Source organism: Paludisphaera borealis (assembly GCF_001956985.1).
GTDB classification, from domain to species: Bacteria; Planctomycetota; Planctomycetia; order Isosphaerales; family Isosphaeraceae; genus Paludisphaera; species Paludisphaera borealis.
On the sequence record NZ_CP019082.1, the window covers coordinates 131,636 to 147,557 of the forward strand.

The 15,922-nt window shown below is 66.8% G+C and carries 14 protein-coding genes; 4 read left to right on the forward strand and 10 right to left on the reverse strand.

Annotated elements, in window-relative coordinates; genetic code table 11:
* The first annotated feature begins 42 nt into the window (after nucleotides 1-42).
* The gene (locus BSF38_RS00565; protein WP_076342986.1) at nucleotides 43-708 is read left to right on the forward strand and encodes a 3-keto-disaccharide hydrolase; all 666 of its coding nucleotides are present in this window, start codon (nucleotides 43-45) and stop codon (nucleotides 706-708) included.
* A 101-nt stretch (nucleotides 709-809) separates the two neighbouring features.
* Here BSF38_RS00565 and BSF38_RS00570 read toward each other — a convergent pair whose 3' ends face one another.
* Together BSF38_RS00570 and BSF38_RS00575 are read right to left on the reverse strand one after the other, a co-directional pair.
* Nucleotides 810-1,838 (reverse strand): TPM domain-containing protein, encoded by a 1,029-nt coding sequence (locus tag BSF38_RS00570; protein ID WP_076342987.1) that lies wholly within the window; start codon nucleotides 1,836-1,838, stop codon nucleotides 810-812.
* 171 nt (nucleotides 1,839-2,009) lie between these two features.
* Nucleotides 2,010-2,294 carry a hypothetical protein gene (locus tag BSF38_RS00575; protein ID WP_237170679.1) on the reverse strand — a complete coding sequence of 95 codons (285 nt, stop codon included), beginning with the start codon at nucleotides 2,292-2,294 and terminating at the stop codon, nucleotides 2,010-2,012.
* Between the two features lie 188 nt (nucleotides 2,295-2,482).
* Between BSF38_RS00575 and BSF38_RS00580 the strand changes: the two genes are divergently transcribed.
* Entirely contained in the window at nucleotides 2,483-3,964 is a 1,482-nt protein-coding gene (locus BSF38_RS00580; protein WP_145951910.1) for a hypothetical protein, read from the forward strand.
* Nucleotides 3,965-4,058: 94 nt separating this feature from the next.
* On the opposite strand, the gene BSF38_RS00585 is transcribed toward BSF38_RS00580, so the two are convergent.
* From BSF38_RS00585 to BSF38_RS00605, 5 genes are all read right to left on the reverse strand, one after another.
* A complete protein-coding gene (locus BSF38_RS00585) occupies nucleotides 4,059-5,321 on the reverse strand; it encodes a dicarboxylate/amino acid:cation symporter (protein ID WP_076350501.1) in 1,263 nt (420 codons plus the stop codon).
* Nucleotides 5,322-5,948: 627 nt separating this feature from the next.
* Entirely contained in the window at nucleotides 5,949-9,542 is a 3,594-nt protein-coding gene (locus tag BSF38_RS00590) for a hypothetical protein (protein WP_076342990.1), read from the reverse strand.
* A gap of 207 nt (nucleotides 9,543-9,749) precedes the next feature.
* Nucleotides 9,750-10,166 carry a helix-turn-helix domain-containing protein gene (locus BSF38_RS00595; RefSeq protein WP_076342991.1) on the reverse strand — a complete coding sequence of 139 codons (417 nt, stop codon included), beginning with the start codon at nucleotides 10,164-10,166 and terminating at the stop codon, nucleotides 9,750-9,752.
* Nucleotides 10,166-10,582 carry a hypothetical protein gene (locus BSF38_RS00600; protein ID WP_076342992.1) on the reverse strand — a complete coding sequence of 139 codons (417 nt, stop codon included), beginning with the start codon at nucleotides 10,580-10,582 and terminating at the stop codon, nucleotides 10,166-10,168. Before BSF38_RS00600 ends, BSF38_RS00595 begins: the two co-directional genes overlap by 1 nt.
* Before the next feature lie 138 nt (nucleotides 10,583-10,720).
* Nucleotides 10,721-11,782 carry an acyltransferase family protein gene (locus BSF38_RS00605; protein ID WP_168189283.1) on the reverse strand — a complete coding sequence of 354 codons (1,062 nt, stop codon included), beginning with the start codon at nucleotides 11,780-11,782 and terminating at the stop codon, nucleotides 10,721-10,723.
* A gap of 320 nt (nucleotides 11,783-12,102) precedes the next feature.
* Between BSF38_RS00605 and BSF38_RS00610 the strand changes: the two genes are divergently transcribed.
* Entirely contained in the window at nucleotides 12,103-12,315 is a 213-nt protein-coding gene (locus BSF38_RS00610) for a hypothetical protein (RefSeq protein ID WP_076342993.1), read from the forward strand.
* Between the two features lie 26 nt (nucleotides 12,316-12,341).
* On the opposite strand, the gene BSF38_RS30495 is transcribed toward BSF38_RS00610, so the two are convergent.
* From BSF38_RS30495 to BSF38_RS32540, 3 genes are all read right to left on the reverse strand, one after another.
* On the reverse strand, nucleotides 12,342-12,701 hold the full coding sequence (locus BSF38_RS30495) for an RNA polymerase sigma factor (protein WP_145951911.1): 360 nt from the start codon (nucleotides 12,699-12,701) through the stop codon (nucleotides 12,342-12,344).
* A gap of 331 nt (nucleotides 12,702-13,032) precedes the next feature.
* Nucleotides 13,033-13,311 (reverse strand): type II toxin-antitoxin system RelE/ParE family toxin, encoded by a 279-nt coding sequence (locus BSF38_RS32535; protein ID WP_210405724.1) that lies wholly within the window; start codon nucleotides 13,309-13,311, stop codon nucleotides 13,033-13,035.
* A gap of 93 nt (nucleotides 13,312-13,404) precedes the next feature.
* Complete coding sequence (locus BSF38_RS32540) at nucleotides 13,405-13,734, reverse strand: type II toxin-antitoxin system ParD family antitoxin (protein WP_420819236.1); 330 nt, start codon at nucleotides 13,732-13,734, stop codon at nucleotides 13,405-13,407.
* Nucleotides 13,735-14,420: 686 nt separating this feature from the next.
* On the opposite strand from BSF38_RS32540, the gene BSF38_RS00630 reads away from it, so the two are divergent.
* Nucleotides 14,421-15,569, forward strand: coding sequence for an IS110 family RNA-guided transposase (locus BSF38_RS00630; RefSeq protein ID WP_076342996.1), 1,149 nt, complete (start codon nucleotides 14,421-14,423; stop codon nucleotides 15,567-15,569).
* Nucleotides 15,570-15,922 lie beyond the last annotated feature (353 nt).

A 15,922-nucleotide genomic window follows, 5' to 3' on the forward strand; every position in this document is an offset into this window, starting at 1 on the left:
CCTGCCCGTCCCCGCCACGACCGACAGAAAGTGAAAAGCACCATGTGGATTCGTCAAAGTTCCCGACTGACCGCCGTGGTCCTGGCCGGTCTCGCAGCCGGCTCGCTGGCCGTCGCGGCCGTCGATGACGCCAAGACCCTCTTCGACGGTTCGAGCCCCAAGGGCTGGATTCTCTGCGACGGCAAGCCGCTGGCCGACAAGTTCGTCCAGGCCGACGGCCTGAACCCTCACGACACGGGAAGCTACATCACCGTCCACGAGGAGAAGCTCGGCGACTTCGTCCTCGACTTCGACTACAAGCTGACCAAGGGGTGCAACTCGGGCGTCTTCATCCGGGTCGGCGACCTCAAGGACCCCGTCTACACGGGCATCGAAGTGGCCCTCGACGACACCACCGGCACGGGGTTCCACGACTCGGGCGCCTTCTACGACCTGGTCGCCCCCAAGGTCAACGCCCAGAAGCCGACCGGCGACTGGAACCACATGACCATCACCGCCAAGGGTCCCAAGATCGCGGTCGTCCTTAACGATAAGGAAGTCTCGAAGATCGACCTCGACCAGTGGAACGAGGCCGGCAAGCGGCCCGACGGCAGCAACCACAAGTTCTCGAAGGTCGCCATCGGCAAGCTGGCGCGGACCGGTTACTTCGGCTTCCAGGACCACGGCAGCGACTGCTGGTTCAAGAACGTCAAGGTGACGACCCCCTGACGCAGTCGACCCAAGCGAGAAAGGGGAGCGCGCCGGCTTCGACGCACTCCCCTTCCGTTGGTTTCGCTCAGATCAGATCGACGCGACAGGCCGCGCGGCGGTCACCAGCTTCCGCCGTCGCCGCCGCCTCCCCAATCGCCGCCGCCGCCTCCCCAGTCTCCGCCGCCGCCTCCCCAATCGCCGCCGCCGGAGTCGCCCCAGGAGGCTCCGCCGTCGTTGCCGCCGACGATGTCGTCGCCGCCGGTGTTGGTCGCGTCGCCGGAGTTATAGTTCGACGAGTCGACGTGGCCCTGGGAGTGGCGTCCGGAGAACTGGTCGTAGAGCCAGTTGCCGGCGACCGCGCCGCCGATGCCGCCCATCAGGCTCGACATAAATCCGCCGCCGCGACCGCCGCCGTAGCCGCCGCCATAGCCAGGGCCGCCGAAGCCTTGTCCCATCCCCGGGCGCATGCCCCCCATCTGCTGCGGATATCCCGCGCCGGCGCCGCCGCCGAAGAGGCCGCTCAGCAGGCGGACGACGAACAGGACGGCGAGGATGCCCAGGCCGATCGTCAGCAGCGAGCCGATGCCGTGCGGCTGGGCCCCACGCGCTCCGACCGGCGCGCCGGGACCGGCGTCGGCCGCGCGGCGGCGTCCCGGAACGGCGACGGGGCCGTCGGGAAGGGCCGTGGCGAGCGCTGCGGTCGCCTTGGCGAGGCCGCCGTCGTAGTCGCCGGCCTTGAACGGCTCGACGAACGCGTCGCGAATCGTCGTCCGCTTCTCCTTGGTCAGCACGTTCGCGTACCGCTCGCGCACCAGGACGTTGGACAGCACCCGGTCTTTCTTGGAGAGCAGGATGTAGACCCCCTCGGCGCGGATGTCGCGGTCGCGCTTCACGGCCAGCTCGTTGACGGCCTTGAGCTTGACCTCGCGCGTGGCGTCGGCGTCGAGGTCGGGGATCGCGTCGATCGTCTCGATCACGATCGGAACCTTGGTCACGCGCTCGACCCGCGTCAGTTCCTCCGTGGCCTTCTGGACCGCCTCTGGAGAGAACATCCCGGCGTGGTCGCGGACCTCGGCGGCTCGCGCGGAGGACCAGGCCGCCGCCGCCGCGATCAGGGGCAAAAAGGTCCAGCGAAGGAGCTTCTTCATGGCTTTACGCGTTCCTTCCAAATGCAAGGCAGCCGATCATTCGACCAGAAAAATCACCCGCGATCTGAGCGCGGCGTGAGTTTGTGTTTCAGGAGCGTGTTCGTCGGTCGCAACGGTTTCTCTCATCTTACGCGGATTTTCCCCGACGGTTCGAGGAAAACGGGCGTTGCGTCACGATGTCGCGACATCTTCCAGCCGGGAGACGGCCACGACGTCGGCGAGCCGGAGCAAGAGCCGGTCGCGGTTGCGTCGAATCCCCAGGGTCGCCGACTCGTAGACGTACACCTCGCGGGTCGCCGTGCCGTCGCGGAAGTCGTGCAGGTCGGCGTCGCGGAGTTCGAGGAACAGCTCGTCGCACCCCGCGAGCGTCCCGAGGCAGACGTACGTCGATGCGAGATCGACGACCACGACCTGGCCGACCACGCCCATCAGCATGGATGATTGATTCTGAGCCACCGTGCGTCCTCGTGAAAAATCCGGTTCGGCGCTCGGGACAGGCATTCCGATCATTCAAATGGCGCGCCGCGGTTCGCCTTGACGGATTCTAGGGGCTTGGCTAACGTCCCGCCACCACTTCCATCAATTTCTTGACTTGTCGGCCGAAGTGAATCCACTTCCGGCGACGAGATAGGGCCGAGCGGCTTATGACTATGTCTCATCGTACGCTCATGGTTGTCGCGATTTCCGTCCTGGGGCTTGCGGGCTGGAAATCGCAAGCCGCCGACAAGTCGGATGAAGCGGACGTGCAGGCGGTTGAGAAGCCGGCCGCCGACGCCGCGAAGCCGAAGCTGGTCTTGCTCACCGACGGCCGCATCCTCAGCGGCGTGGTCTCGGAGGAGGACGGCATGGTCGCGGTGACCCAGACGGCGGGGATCATGAAATTCCCCGAGCGGAAGGTCGAGCGCGCGTTCGACACGATCCAGGAAGTCCACCAGTACAAGCTCGAACAGGTTCCCGAAGACGACATGGACGAGCAGTTGAAGCTGGCGCAGTGGTGCCTGTCGAAGGGCCTGGCCGCCGAGGCCCAAGGGCATCTCGACAGCATCCTGAAGATCGATCCCAAGCACGTCCGGGCCAAGGCGATGCTGACCTCGATCGGCATGGCCGACAGCCGGACGGCCCAGCGCCAGCAGCGCGACGCCGAGGTCAAGCAGACCAGCGCCGAGACCGTCGAGCCGGGGACCATGGAGCGTCCCGCGACGCTCGACAACGCCGTGGTCCGGGGCGCCCGCCGCGGCATGGGGGTCAGCGACCTGCCCGTCATCTTCGACCTCCCCCCCGGCGCCGCCATGAAGCGGGCCCAGGAATTCCAGAGCTTCGTCCACCCGGTCCTTCAGTCGTACTGCGCCAAGTGCCACAACGACCGCTACGAAGGGGACTTCCAGCTCATCGAGTTCAAGCGCAGGGCTGATCGCACGCCCCACAGCCTCCGCACCAATCTTGACGCCGTGCTTCGGCTGGTCGACCGCGAGAACCCCGGCCGGAGCGAACTGCTCGCCAGCTCGCTGCGACCGCACGGCCGAGGCCCCAACACCCGGCCGATCTTCCAGGGGTCGAACGACAAGGCGTACCAGATCCTGGCAGCCTGGGTGAACAACCTCCGCGTCAAGCCGGGCGGCGGCGCCGCGACGGCCGAATCCGGCCCCGCCGCGCCCAACGGCTCGACCGAAGACTTCGCCGTCAGCCGCACCCGGATCAGCAAGGGGACCGTGGACGTCGAGCCGGTCGCCGGCGGAGCGGTCGTCGGCGGCCCCTTGCAGACGACCACGAAGGTCATCCCCCCCATGCGGTATTCCCCTGGCACGGGATGGGCCGACGACGCCGCCGCCGACCCCAATGAGTTCCCGGTTCCCTTCGCCGTCTCCGGCGTGAAGCCGAACCTTCCGGCCGCCTCCGCCGCCTCCGCGATCCCCAAGCCCAAGAGGCTCCCGATCGCCAAGCCGGCCGCCGCGAACGCCCCTGGGCTTCCCCCCCTGCCCTCGGCCGACCAGGCCGCCGCCGCCCTCGAAGCCGGCGAGGACGACGAGCCCACGCCCCCTCCCGCGGCCAAGAAGCCCGCCCCGAAACTGAAGCTCGACCCGGCCCTGCTCGAACGCGCCCTCCAACTCAAGAACAACCGGCGCTGATCGAGCCCCCCTTGCATTCCGATTGGGGCCGGGGTCGGCCCCCCGGCCTCACAGACGCCGGCTACAACGACAACGGACCGATCAGTCCCTTGGCTCAGGCCGCCCGCTCCGTCTCCTTCGGCGGGGCGACGCGGTCGAGGAGGACGGCGACGGTCATGTCGCCGAGGACGTTCGAGGTGGTCCGGCAGCGGTCGAGGAACCAGTCGACCGTCAAGAGGATCGGGATCTTGTCGACGGGGAGCCGGACGGCGGCGAAGATCAGGGGCATGGTCACGAAGCTCCCCGAGGGAATCCCCCCCGCGCCGACGCTGGCGACCAGAGTCGTCAGGACGATGAGCACCTGGTCGGTCAGGCTCAGCGAATAGCCGAGGGCCTGGGCCATGAACAGGGCGGCCGTCGCCTGGTAGAGCGCGGTGCCGTCGTTGTTGAAGTTCGTGCCGATGCAGGCGCACAACTGGCTCGACCGCCGCGAGACCCCGAGCCGCTTGAGCGCGCCCAGCGTGATCGGGATCGTGGCGGCGGTGCTCGCCGTGCTGAAGGTGTTGGCCATGACGTCGCCCGCGCCGCCGAGGAACCTCCATGGCGACATCCGAGCGAAGACCGCCATCTGAAGCAGATACCAGGCCACCTGGCAGCAGAGGCCGGCCACGACGACGACGATCAGCCAGATCAACGACTGGAAGACCTGCATCCCCTCCTTATGACCGACCTGCGCCGCCACGATCCCGAACACGGCGAACGGCACCAGCGCGACGACCCAGAGCAGGATCTTCATCAGCAGCTCGAAGCCGATCGCCAGCAGGTCGACGACCGTCTGGAACGAGGTCTCGCCGCGCGCCTTCTGGGCGTCCCGGATCTTCACCAGGCCGATCCCCAGGGCCAGCGTGAGGACCACGAGCTGCGCCAGGTTGTTCTGCGCGAACGCCTCGCCGATGCTCCGGGGGATCAGCTCGACGACCAGGTCGGTCACCGACTTCCTGACCAACGGGGCCGCCGGCATTCCGTGTTCTGTGAGAGCCGCGCCGAGGCCGGGTTTCACCAGGTTGGTGAGGCCCAGACCGATCACCATCGCGATCAGGGTGTTGATGAGGTAGAAAACCATCATCAAGGCCCCGTGGCGGCCGTGGATCTCGTTGCTGACGATCGCGTGCAGGATGGCCAGCACGACCAGAGGCGCGGCGATCGCCGTCAGCGCCCGCATGATGAGGGCGGGCATGATCTCCAGAGCTTTCGCCCCCTCGCCCCAGTACCAGCCGATCGGGATCGCGATCAGGGCGGCGACGATCACCCAGACGTACAGCGGCACGCCCCCCGGCCGACTCTCGGGCTCGTCCTCAACGACGGGCGCCCCGCTCATGACGTCCGTTTCGACTTCGAGAGGCTCCGTGAGTTCGCTTCCTGACGGGCTCGACGGCATGCGCTGTCTCCGGGTTCACGGTTCGATTCGACCTTTCGAAAACGGCCCGTCCGGCGAGCCCCGGCCGATTATCGCCGCCCGGCGACCCGATCGCGAGCCCGCATCGGAAGTTCGGTCGCTTCCGCCGGGATCATCGATTCTCGGATCGGAATCCGATTCGAATACGAGCCCGAAGCGCCAGCGAGTGCATGGCATCCCGAGCCTCGTCACGCCCGAAGCCGTCCGGTCGAACCATGCACTCGCTGACGCTTCGGGCTCGTATTCCGAGGGCTCGATGCAAGTGTCGGGCGATCAGCCCTTTGGAGCGAATTACGTTTGGGATGCACACAGATGAAGAAGATTGATCCGGGAGGGCGAGGCTCCCGCCGAGCCGCACTGGCTGGCTCGGCGGGAGCCTCGCCCTCCCAGCTCGAACGCAAGTTCGTGTGCAACCCAAAGGAAAACCGCGCTAAATCGCTCGAAGCAACTTGTTGGAGACCAAACGCCGGTTCCGCTTGAAACGCATGACTCCATCCTGTCTCAAAATGATCGTTGCGGGGAGTGGCGTCCTCGGCGATGATCGCGGTCTCATTCCAACGGCAGGCCGCGGCGCGCCCGGCGCTCGGCGCGCTTGTCGAGGCGGCGCTGCTGACGTGTCTCGCGCTGAAGCTGGCGCTCCTCAGGCGTGAGTGAGCCGGGGAGGCGGAGATTGGGGAACAGCGGGCCCTTGGGGGCGTCGTCGCGGGCCTTCGCCGGTTCTTCGCCAGGCTTGGCCGGCTTGTCGTCGCCGGCTTCGTCCAGCTCGTCGTCGGGACCGGAAAGCGGCGGAAAAACCTCGCGTTCGGGGCGAGGGCGGCCGGCCCCCTGGAAGAGCCGGCCCAGGCCGCCGCCGCCGATCCCCAGCGTCGTTTCGAGGAGGGCGTCGCCCAGATTCTTGAACCGGTCCTTGATCGCGTCGCCGTTGATTTTCGGCTTGTCGAGCGTCCCCGATATCGGAACTTGAAGCTGCGTGGATTCGAGGATCGCCGAGAGGACCGGGATGTTCTGCTTGGGGGGGACGACGGCGAAACTGGCGAGCAGGTCGAGGTTCTTGTCGAAATCGACCCAGCCGTCGACCCCGATCACCGCGACGTTGCCGACGGGCAGGATCAGCCCCTCCTGGAAGATCTTCCGGCCGAGGACGCGCACCGAGATCGGGTCGCGGAGGACCAGCAGCGGCCGGCGCTCCAGGCGGAAGACGCCGATCAGCTCGTCCACCAGCGGCCCCGGCATGAACTCGACGTTGCCGAACTGAACGTCTCCCTCGACCCGCGTCTGAACGCCCTCGCGCTCGCCCCCCAGCGGCACGTTCGCGAAAACCAGGTCGAGCGAGATCCGCCCCTGGACCCGGGTCGCCTGGTCGAGCACGGGCGCGGCGTAGGTGAGCACCCGGTGCGAGACCTCGTCGTTGATCTCGGCGTCGATCAGGCTCGATGACCGCCCCAAATGCAGCCATCGTACTCCCTTCTTGTCGACGACCAGCTCGGGGTCGAGATGGAGCCGGCCGGCGTTGAGCGTCGAGTCGATCGGGTCGATGAGGACCTGCCCTTCCTTCACGCGGACGACGACCTTGGTCTGCTGGAGCCGCATGCCGAAGACGTCGGCCTGATCGACGTGCACGCCGACCTCGCCGTCGAGCGTTTCGGGCAGGTTTCCATCGGTCGCTTCCGAGAGCGGCAGCTTGCCGACGAGCCGCCAGGGGAAGGCCTGGCCGCTGATCGAGGCGTTGGGCTCGACCTTGCTCGCCAGCAGCCTCGTGAGACCTTCCCAGTCGGGGCTGAGGTTTCCCTTGAGGTCGACGTCGGGCGTGTCGCCGAGGTCGCGGATCGTCCCCTCGCCATCCGCCCGGACGTACGGCGTGACGATCGCCAGCTCGGCGAGATCGAGCCGCCTGGCGTTCATCGCGAGCGTCGCCCGCGCCTGAACTTCCACCTCGCCGATCTCCTCGCGCGGGGCGTCCGGCTTCGCCGCTTTTCGGGACAGCTCGTGTCCCAGGAGCCGGAAGCCGAGGTCCCAGGCGTCTTGATTCTGTCGCCCCTGAACGATCCCGGTCAGCCGGCCGGCGACCGAGGCGGCGTCGAGCCCGGCCAGCTTCTGGAGCGCGCCGAGATCGCCTTTCAGGTCGGCCTCGAACCAGGCCGCCCCCTTCGACCGGAAGCCCCCCGCGCTCAGCTTTTGAGGAGCGATCGCGAACGCCTTCACAGCCTCGCCGTCGGCCGCCGGCCGGGCTTCCACGACCAGCTCGTCCTTCTTGCGGTCGTACCGGCCGCCGCCGTTCCAGACCGTCGCCGCCGCCGGCAGGAACTTGCCGCCGGGCCCGACGAACGGCTCGACCGAGAGCGCGAGCGCGCCCAGGTCGATCGCGTCGGCGTTCGAGCGGACGTCGCAGCCGGCCTTGACGACCTGCTTCGACCCGTTGAACGTCAGCTCGGTCCGGCCGCTCGCCTTGACCGTCGCCGGCGCGGGGCTCGCGGCGTCGGCCGTCGATTCGAGCTTGATCTCGTCGACCCCGCTCTTGCCGAGCAGCGAGACGAACCGCCAGTCGCGCGGAATTCCCGAGGCTTCGGCCGCGCCTCGAACGGCCAGATCGCCGCGAACCGCGTCCCGGCGCACGGTCTCGACGACCGGCAAGCCGCCGAGCACCAGCCCCTTCACCTCGGCGTCGGCCGCGAGCTGATAATCGGCCTTCTCGCGGCGGTATCGGGCGTGCAACGTCCCCTGCCCGGCCGTCTCGACGGCACCGAGTTCGACCCAGTCGCGGAGCCGGTCGCGGACGGCGGCGAGGTCGAACGTGGCGGTCACGTCGATGCCGCGATCGACGTCCCCCTGGCCCGTGGCGGTCAGGAACGGCGTCTGGACCTCGAGCTGATCGAGACTCAGGCTGTCGGCCGAGCGGTCGAGCCGGGCGACGAGCGTCGCGGGGTCTTTCCAGGTGATCGCCCGGCCCCCCTTGGTCGCGGCCAGCTCGCCGAGCTTCGCCGTGACGTTGATCCGCTGGCCCGGCCCCTGCGCCTTGGTCTCCTCGTCGGATCGGGCCTTCGCCTCGGCGAGGATCTCGACGGTCCCCTTTTCGAGCTTCAGGTCGTCTTGGAGTCGGAGCGTATGGCGAAGCTGACCGGCAAGGGCGGCGAGGTCGACGCGGCCCTCGACCTTCGCCTGCTGGTCGGCGGCGGGCGGGAAGACGCCGGCGGCCGAGAGGGTCGCGACGGGCGCGTCGAGCGTGAACCGGTCGGCCTTGTACGAGCCGTCGCGGCCTTCGACTTTCCAGCCCAACGCGACCTTGTCTTGCCGCAACTCGTCGCCCGAGAGCTTGCCGCCGCCGACGACGAGGTTCAAGATCGCCGCGTCGCCTTCGGTCGTCGCCACACCATCGACGAGCTGGGCGGCGAGCGAGCCGGTGAAGACGCCCGTCGCGTGGAGGTTGGGCTGGGTGAACCGCCAGGGCCAGTTGTCGGCCTTCACCGCAAGCGCCGCGTTCCGGGGCGGCCCGCCGACTTCGTCGTGGCCGATGTGGCCTTCGATGCCCATGGTCCCCGGGCCTGAGGGCTCGCTGGTCCGGGCGAGCTTGAGGTTCCAGGCGATCGGTTCCGGATAGCGCGCGAGGTCGATCTCGATGTCGGCCTTGTCGGCGTAGAACGGGTCGGCGAGCCCTTCCTGGCGGAACCGGAGCGTGGCGTCGTCGAGTCGGACCTGGATCGTTCGCTCGGGCTTGTCCTTCAAGATCGGCTTGAGGGTCTGGAGCAGGTCGACCGTGCCGTCGGCCGCGCGTTCGATGTCGACCTCCCCGTGATGGAGCGCCAGCGTGCCGACCATCGGCCGGGCGAAGAGGATCTGCCAGAGGCTCCAACTGAACGTCCCCGACGGCGCCGAGACGATCTTGTCGCCTTGCGGGTCGATCAGCGTCGGGCCGTCGATCTCCGTCGGTCGGAACCACGACAGCCGGACGCGGTCGAAGGCGACGCCCCCCGGCGCGAGGATCTGGTTGGCGAACGCCTCGATCCGATGCTTGGCGAACGGCGTCCCCGCGATCCACGGCAGCGCCGCGAACAGCGCGAACGGAACCGCCACGACCGCCAGGACCAGCCACAACAGCCATCGGCGTCGCGACCGGCGACCTCCCGGAACCTCGTTGGAAGTGCTCATCGCGTCTGCTCGATCCTCGTTGTGCGTTATCGTTATAAAGAAGCCGCCCGACGCGCCCCCGCCCGCGCCCCGCCCTATTCGCGACAATCAGTATAACCACTCACCGCCCCCGCGCCTCACGGCTCCGAGAGACGAGCGTCCAAGGAAACCCGGCTCTTCACGCCGAAAAGTACGGCTTCGACGCGGGCGGGCGGATTGAAATCGGAGCTACTCGCCGCGACCTCGCGCCACGCGGTTCCGCCAGTAATCCGGATCGCCTTCGATCTCCCCCATGAAACGCCGGGCGATCGCGCTGGGGGGGCGGGAACCTTGCTCCCACGACCGGATCGTGTTCGGGCCGACGCCGAGGAACCGCGCGAAAACGACCTGGCTCATCCCCAGGACGTCGCGAACGCGACGGACGTCGTCCGGCCCATAGGTGGGGCGAACGAAATCCGCGTGGTAGTTGCGCATCGTGAGCCGGCCGTCGGCCAGGCCGCCCGATCGCACGGCCTCGATCGCCTCCTCGAAAGCCGAGACGATCTTCGACCCCGCCGACGACAGCTTCTCGCTCCCTGTAGAGCCCGCCGTGGGCCGGGCGTTCTTCCCGCCACGCCTGGGCTTCTCGTCGACCGCCTTGCTCATTATCGGCCCCCTTGCTCCTGGCCTGGATCGCGAGCCTGATCGCGACGGAACTCCGCCTCAAGTTCCTCCCTGAACGCTCCGATGACCACCGCGACCGCTCGGCGATCGGCGGGGCTCAAGTCATCCTTCTCTTTCTTTCCGAACACGACCACCAAGGCGATCACACCGAAATCAGGATAGACGACGTAGCAAACCCGGTACGCCCCGCTCTTGCCGCGAGCCGATCCCCGCCCGGCGAATCGGATCTTTCTCAAGCCCCCGGTCCCCTGAACGACGGGAGGCCGGGTTGGATTCTCAAGGATCACGAGTTCGAGCTGTCGGAGATCCTCGCCGCTCAAACCGAGCCGGTCCCAATCACGCGTGAAGGCCGGAAACCGGACGAACCGCAGCCACCTCTCGGGATCGAACTCGGGCATTTTCCGAATCGAACTCGGGCATTTTCCGACCCCTGGACCCGAATCGACCACACCACCAATCTATACCACTGAGCGGCACCATCCTCAAGTACCGTTCCAACTCAGCCGGCTGGTAGGGGGAGAAGTTCGGCCGGCTCGTTACGCCGTGAAGTGCGGCTTCGAGGCTTCGGCCCGGGCGGTGGGGCGGTAGTCGAAGCGGTCTTTGAGGCGGAGCAGCGGCATCTCGACGTATCGCCAGGAGAGAGCGGCGACGGCGTAGATGACGGCGGCGGTGAGGGCCTCGCGCCAGAAGGGACGGCCGCCCAGGCCGAACGCGCGGGCGAGGTCGTCGCTGAGCAGCATCAAGACGTAATGATAGATGTACAGGCCGTAGCTCAACTGGCCGATCTTCACGAGCCTCGGCCGTCGCAGGACGCTCAAGGCCGGCCGGCCCTGGTAGTAGATCACCAGGCCTACGATCGCCGCGCCCAGCACGTTGACCGCCAGGAGCGACGGCCCCGGCCAGGGGGGCGCTTCGGGCTTCGACATCCCGCCCGACGCGATCAGAAACGCCAGGTACGCGACCGCGCCCAGGCCGATCGCGGCGAAGACCTTCGGCACGGCGGAATGCTCGCGGATCGCCTTGCGGGCGGTGAACAGCGCCGCGAGCAACGCGCCGAGCGCCAGGCCGTCGGCCCTCGTCAGCAGCACCCGCCAGTACATCTCCGACGACCGCGCGCACACGGCCGCCGTCGCCAAGGCCAGGGCCAGCGACACGACCCCGCGACGCCCGACCAGGCAGACCAGAACCGGCCAGATCAGGTAGAACTGCTCCTCGACGGCCAGCGACCAGGTGTGCATCAGGTATTCGCTGAACGCCGGAGTCGACCGCGACCAGTGCAGCCCGACTTCCTGCGTGTAGGTCAAGATGTACGGCAGGCCCGCATAGTCGTACGTCCGAGGCAGCCACGGCGAGGCCGCCGCGACCACGAGGACCGTCAAATAGTAGATCGGCCAGATGCGGAGCCCGCGACGCATGTAAAAATGAAAGAGAAAATGCTTCTGGCGTCCGTTCTTGAGGATGATCGCCGTGATCAGATAGCCCGAGAGGATGAAGAACAGATCGACGGCCGCCCATCCGAACGGCAGCAAGTGCGGCTTGAAATGGTGGAACAGGATGGCCAGACAGGCCAGTCCGCGCAGCGCGTCGAGCTCGAGCACGCGCCCGCTCATCACCCCCGCGTCGGACTTCGTCGCGGAATCTCTGCTCGCCGTCGAGTCGGCCCGGCCTCTCGTCGATTCGGTCGTCTTCACCGGGCCTCCCGCCCTTCCACGATCTCAATCCCTTGGAGCGCCGAACCCTTTGGAGTTCGCCCATGCGTTCCAGACCACTAAACCAATCGGGGCGATCCGTAAAGGCGCATGCCGGAACATGAAGCGAAATCCATGCGCCGGCCGCACCGTGTTCTATCGACGCGGATCAGCCCGTGACGTAAGCTGAAGCGAAGACGTTCAAGAACCGACCGCCGGAGCCGTCGCCCATGCTGGCTATGTTGCCCATTATCGGACCGATCGAACTGCTGATCATGGGATTGGCGTCCCTCCTCGTCTGGGGCGGCGTCATCACATTCGTCGTCTTCGTCGTCCGCGCCCTGCGCCGCAAGACCGACCAAGACCGGACGATCGCCACCCTCGTCGAAGAGAACCGCAGCCTCCGCGAAGCCCTCGGCAAGCGGCAAGACGCGGGGGTTTAGGGATTCGCAAGAAGCAAATTGGGGTTTCAGACGAGCTTTCTGTTTTCAGGTCCCTTAGCGGCTCTCCGACGCCTCGGCCCTGAGCGTCGACCAGGACGTAGTATGGAAAACCCCGGCCGGATCGATCGGGCCTTGCGAGCCAGGATCAGGAACATGGCCTGAAAGGCGTCCTCGGCGTCGTGCTCATTGGGCAGTACGCCTCGACAGACGCGCAGGACCATCGGCCCGTGCTGGTCCATCAAGGCCGCGAAGGCCAGCTCGGCCGCCTCCCCCTCGCGGGTCACGAACCGCTCGATCAATTGCCCGTCGGTCAAGCCCCCGAACGTCCCCGCCGTCAACAGCGCGTGGATCGACCGAGGAACCGCTCCGCTTCCCTCAACGGCCACAAGCCCGCCCCTCCGCGTGTCGGTGTCTCGCCCATTCTGATGTTATAGACGGACGAGGCGGGACGATCATTCCAGAAATTCGGAGGGATTCAGCGCGGTGCTTGGCCCGATGCCGGCGATGGCCTGACGAGACGCCGTGGCGGTACCCGGCCTCATGAAAAGGGGGCTTCGGGTCGTCCAACGGGCGGCCTCCCCATACGAGCCCGAAGCGCCAGCGAGTGAATCGATTTCGAACGGCCGACTGGAAATGCACTCGCTGGCGCTTCGAGCTCGTATCCGGCCCCGGCCGACGCGATGCCCCATCTCCATGAGGCCGGGTGTCCCGACCGCATCATGATGGTTTGTATTCCCCAGGAAGTTGGCGGCTCAGGTCCATCGCGTCGTGAAGAACTCGGGCGATTTCGATCCATCCGTCGCCCACGGCCCGGTAAAGGAGAAAATGCCGGGGTTGCCGAACGCGATCCGAAGATCGTTTGACTCGATCGCGGCTGTTCCGGAGATGGTAGGTGCGGGCGGGAGGGGCGATTTCCGGCCGGGAGTGGCTGCCATGTCGCTCGGGGTTCTCGGCCACGTCGAGGATGGCTTGAATCAGAAGGGCTTCGTAGCGGATCCGGGCCTTCTTGCCGAACTCCGCATGTGTTCATTCCAGGATCGTTTCGATATCCCGCTCGGCCTGGGGGGAGAGCCGGTAGAGTTGCATCGATTATTGGCCACCGGCACCGCGTGCGCAGCGATCGGCCGCTCGCCGGCCGAGTCCCCCGATGAAGTCGGCGAGCTGCTGATCCCCTTCGAGCCTCGTCCCTTCACCCCGATCCAGCGAGGAGAACGCCTCGGATGCCAGGCTCCTGAGGACGTTCAGTTTCTCTTCGTCCTCCCTCGACTCCTGCTCCAGCAGCCGCAGACCCGCACGCATTACTTCGCTGGCATTCTTATAACGCCCCGAGGCGACCAGATTCGCCACCAAGTGGTCGTAGTGATCGGTGAGATTCACGTTTCGCGTGGGCATAGTCGACCCTCCTGAGATCGAGTTCATGCTAGGGAAACTGGCAAATATTGTCAATTCGTCCCAGCATGTCGACCGGGGCGATCCCGGCGAGCGCCCGTATCCACGAAATCCCCTGACGGCGAGAAACCGTCGATCCCACGTTCAAAATGCATGATCCGTCGTAAATTAGTAGAAGGGGCGACGACTTCCCCCGCGCGGCGGCTCTTTGACAATTCGGCGGCGAGCTGTTCCGGGGCCGTCCCGATCCTCAATCGACAGCCTCGGGCGATCCGAGAATGACGACGATCGAACCCAATTCGCCAGGGCGGCGAAAGTGGGCGACGGAAGCCGAGCTTGATGGCGATCGACGATCGAAATGACGACGATCGAACCCAATTCGCCAGGGCGGGCGCAAGGGCGGCGGCGGCCGACGACGATCGCACAAAGCCGACGATCGAACTGTCATGAGCCTTTGGCTCACCCCGACCCATGAAAATGGGTTCGGGGTTGGTTATGCTGTGGGGGTCCGGCCCTGGGCGAGAGGCCGTCATTGGCTTTGGTGTCGCGAACCCGCGAAGGAACTTGGCCCCGGCCTCGGCTCGACTTCACGTCGAACCCCGTCCTGTCGCCCCCCGGAAGCGGGGAAGCACGTAGAAGAAACTGCTTTACGCCCCGAGGTCGTCCCACCGGCTCGGACTGCTTCGTTTCCGACCACTCGAGTTGGAGGGGACGTCATGGACATCGTTCACGATCGCTGCGCCGGGCTCGACGTCCACAAGAAGACCGTCGTCGCCTGCGTCCGCCACATCAACCCCGACGGCTCGGTCGCCTCGGTGGTCCACACCTTCGGCACGATGACCGCGGACTTGCTGGCCCTGGCCGACTGGCTCGACGCCCACGGCGTCCGCGAGGTCGCCATGGAGAGCACGGGCGTCTACTGGAAGCCGATCTTCCACATCCTGGAAGGGCGGTTCAACGTGATGCTGGTCAACGCCGGCCGGCTCAAGCAGGTCCCCGGCCGCAAGACCGACGTCAAGGACGCCGAGTGGATCGCCCAGTTGCTCCAGCACGGCCTGCTGTCGCCCAGCTTCATCCCCAAGCCGGAGATCCGCGAGCTTCGCGACCTGACCCGGCAGCGCACCGAGTTGGTCCGCGACCGCGCCGCGGTGGCCAATCGCCTCCAGAAGACGCTGGAGGACGCCAACGTCAAGCTGGGGTCGGTGGCCAGCGACGTCCTGGGGGCCTCGGGACGCGACATGATCCGGGCGATGATCGACGGCCAGGACGACCCGGAGAAGCTGGCCGATCTGGCCAAGCAGCGGCTCCGGGGCAAGATCCCCGAGCTGAGGCGGGCGCTGTTGGGCCGGGTCACCGACCACCACCGCTTCGTGCTCCGGCTGCTGACGGATCAGATCGACGCGTTGGAACGCCTGATCGAGCGGCTGGACGAGCGGATCGACGAGGCCATGAGGCCGTTCGACGAGGCGGCGGGCCGGCTCCAGGGGATCCCCGGAGTGGGGGATCGGGCGGCGGAGGTGATCGTGGGGGAGATCGGGCCGGACGTGGAGTCGTTCCCGACCGCGGGCCACCTCTGCTCCTGGGCGGGGCTGTGCCCGGGCAACGACCAAAGCGCCGGCAAACGCCGCAGCGGCAAGACGACCAAGGGGAGTCCGTGGCTGCGTTCGCTCCTGGTGCAGTCGGCGTGGTCGGCCAGCCACGCCAAGAACACCGCCTTCAGCATCTGCTACCGTCGATGGGTCCCACGACTCGGGAAAAAGAAGGCTCTCATCGCCGTGGCGCACAAGATCCTGGTGGTGATCTGGCACCTGCTCAAGAACGGGGCCGACTACCGCGAACGCCAACTACCAGCCCCTGCAGCCTGACACATGGCCCGGAAGATTTTCAGAAGAACCCAATCCGCCGAAGGCGAGATCCCCTCGTGGTACTTGACCGCCGGCCATCAATCGGCAGGCGATGCCCACACTACAACGTTGCCTCCAAAGGGTTTACGTAAGGCCAGCACCACTCACCTCCCCCATCCATCGGACGACGAGAGGGAACGATTGGATAATCAAAAACAGCGACGATCGAACCCAATCCGCCGGACGGCGGACGTCGGAAGGAACGTCGAATGAATCAAAAACAGCGACGATCGAACCCAATCCGCCGGACGTCGGCGGGGGACAGTGGACGATCAACGGTGATCGTGGGAAATCGGACGATCGAACCCAATTCG

Coding starts and splice junctions, on each gene's coding strand:
- BSF38_RS00565 (WP_076342986.1), top strand. CDS start 43: ATGTGGATTCGTCAAAGTTCCCGACTGACCGCCGTGGTCCTGGCCGGT.
- BSF38_RS00570 (WP_076342987.1), bottom strand. CDS start 1,838: ATGAAGAAGCTCCTTCGCTGGACCTTTTTGCCCCTGATCGCGGCGGCG.
- BSF38_RS00580 (WP_145951910.1), top strand. CDS start 2,483: ATGACTATGTCTCATCGTACGCTCATGGTTGTCGCGATTTCCGTCCTG.
- BSF38_RS00585 (WP_076350501.1), bottom strand. CDS start 5,321: ATGAGCGGGGCGCCCGTCGTTGAGGACGAGCCCGAGAGTCGGCCGGGG.
- BSF38_RS00590 (WP_076342990.1), bottom strand. CDS start 9,542: ATGAGCACTTCCAACGAGGTTCCGGGAGGTCGCCGGTCGCGACGCCGA.
- BSF38_RS00595 (WP_076342991.1), bottom strand. CDS start 10,166: ATGAGCAAGGCGGTCGACGAGAAGCCCAGGCGTGGCGGGAAGAACGCC.
- BSF38_RS00600 (WP_076342992.1), bottom strand. CDS start 10,582: ATGCCCGAGTTCGATCCCGAGAGGTGGCTGCGGTTCGTCCGGTTTCCG.
- BSF38_RS00610 (WP_076342993.1), top strand. CDS start 12,103: ATGCTGGCTATGTTGCCCATTATCGGACCGATCGAACTGCTGATCATG.
- BSF38_RS32540 (WP_420819236.1), bottom strand. CDS start 13,734: ATGAACTCGATCTCAGGAGGGTCGACTATGCCCACGCGAAACGTGAAT.
- BSF38_RS00630 (WP_076342996.1), top strand. CDS start 14,421: ATGGACATCGTTCACGATCGCTGCGCCGGGCTCGACGTCCACAAGAAG.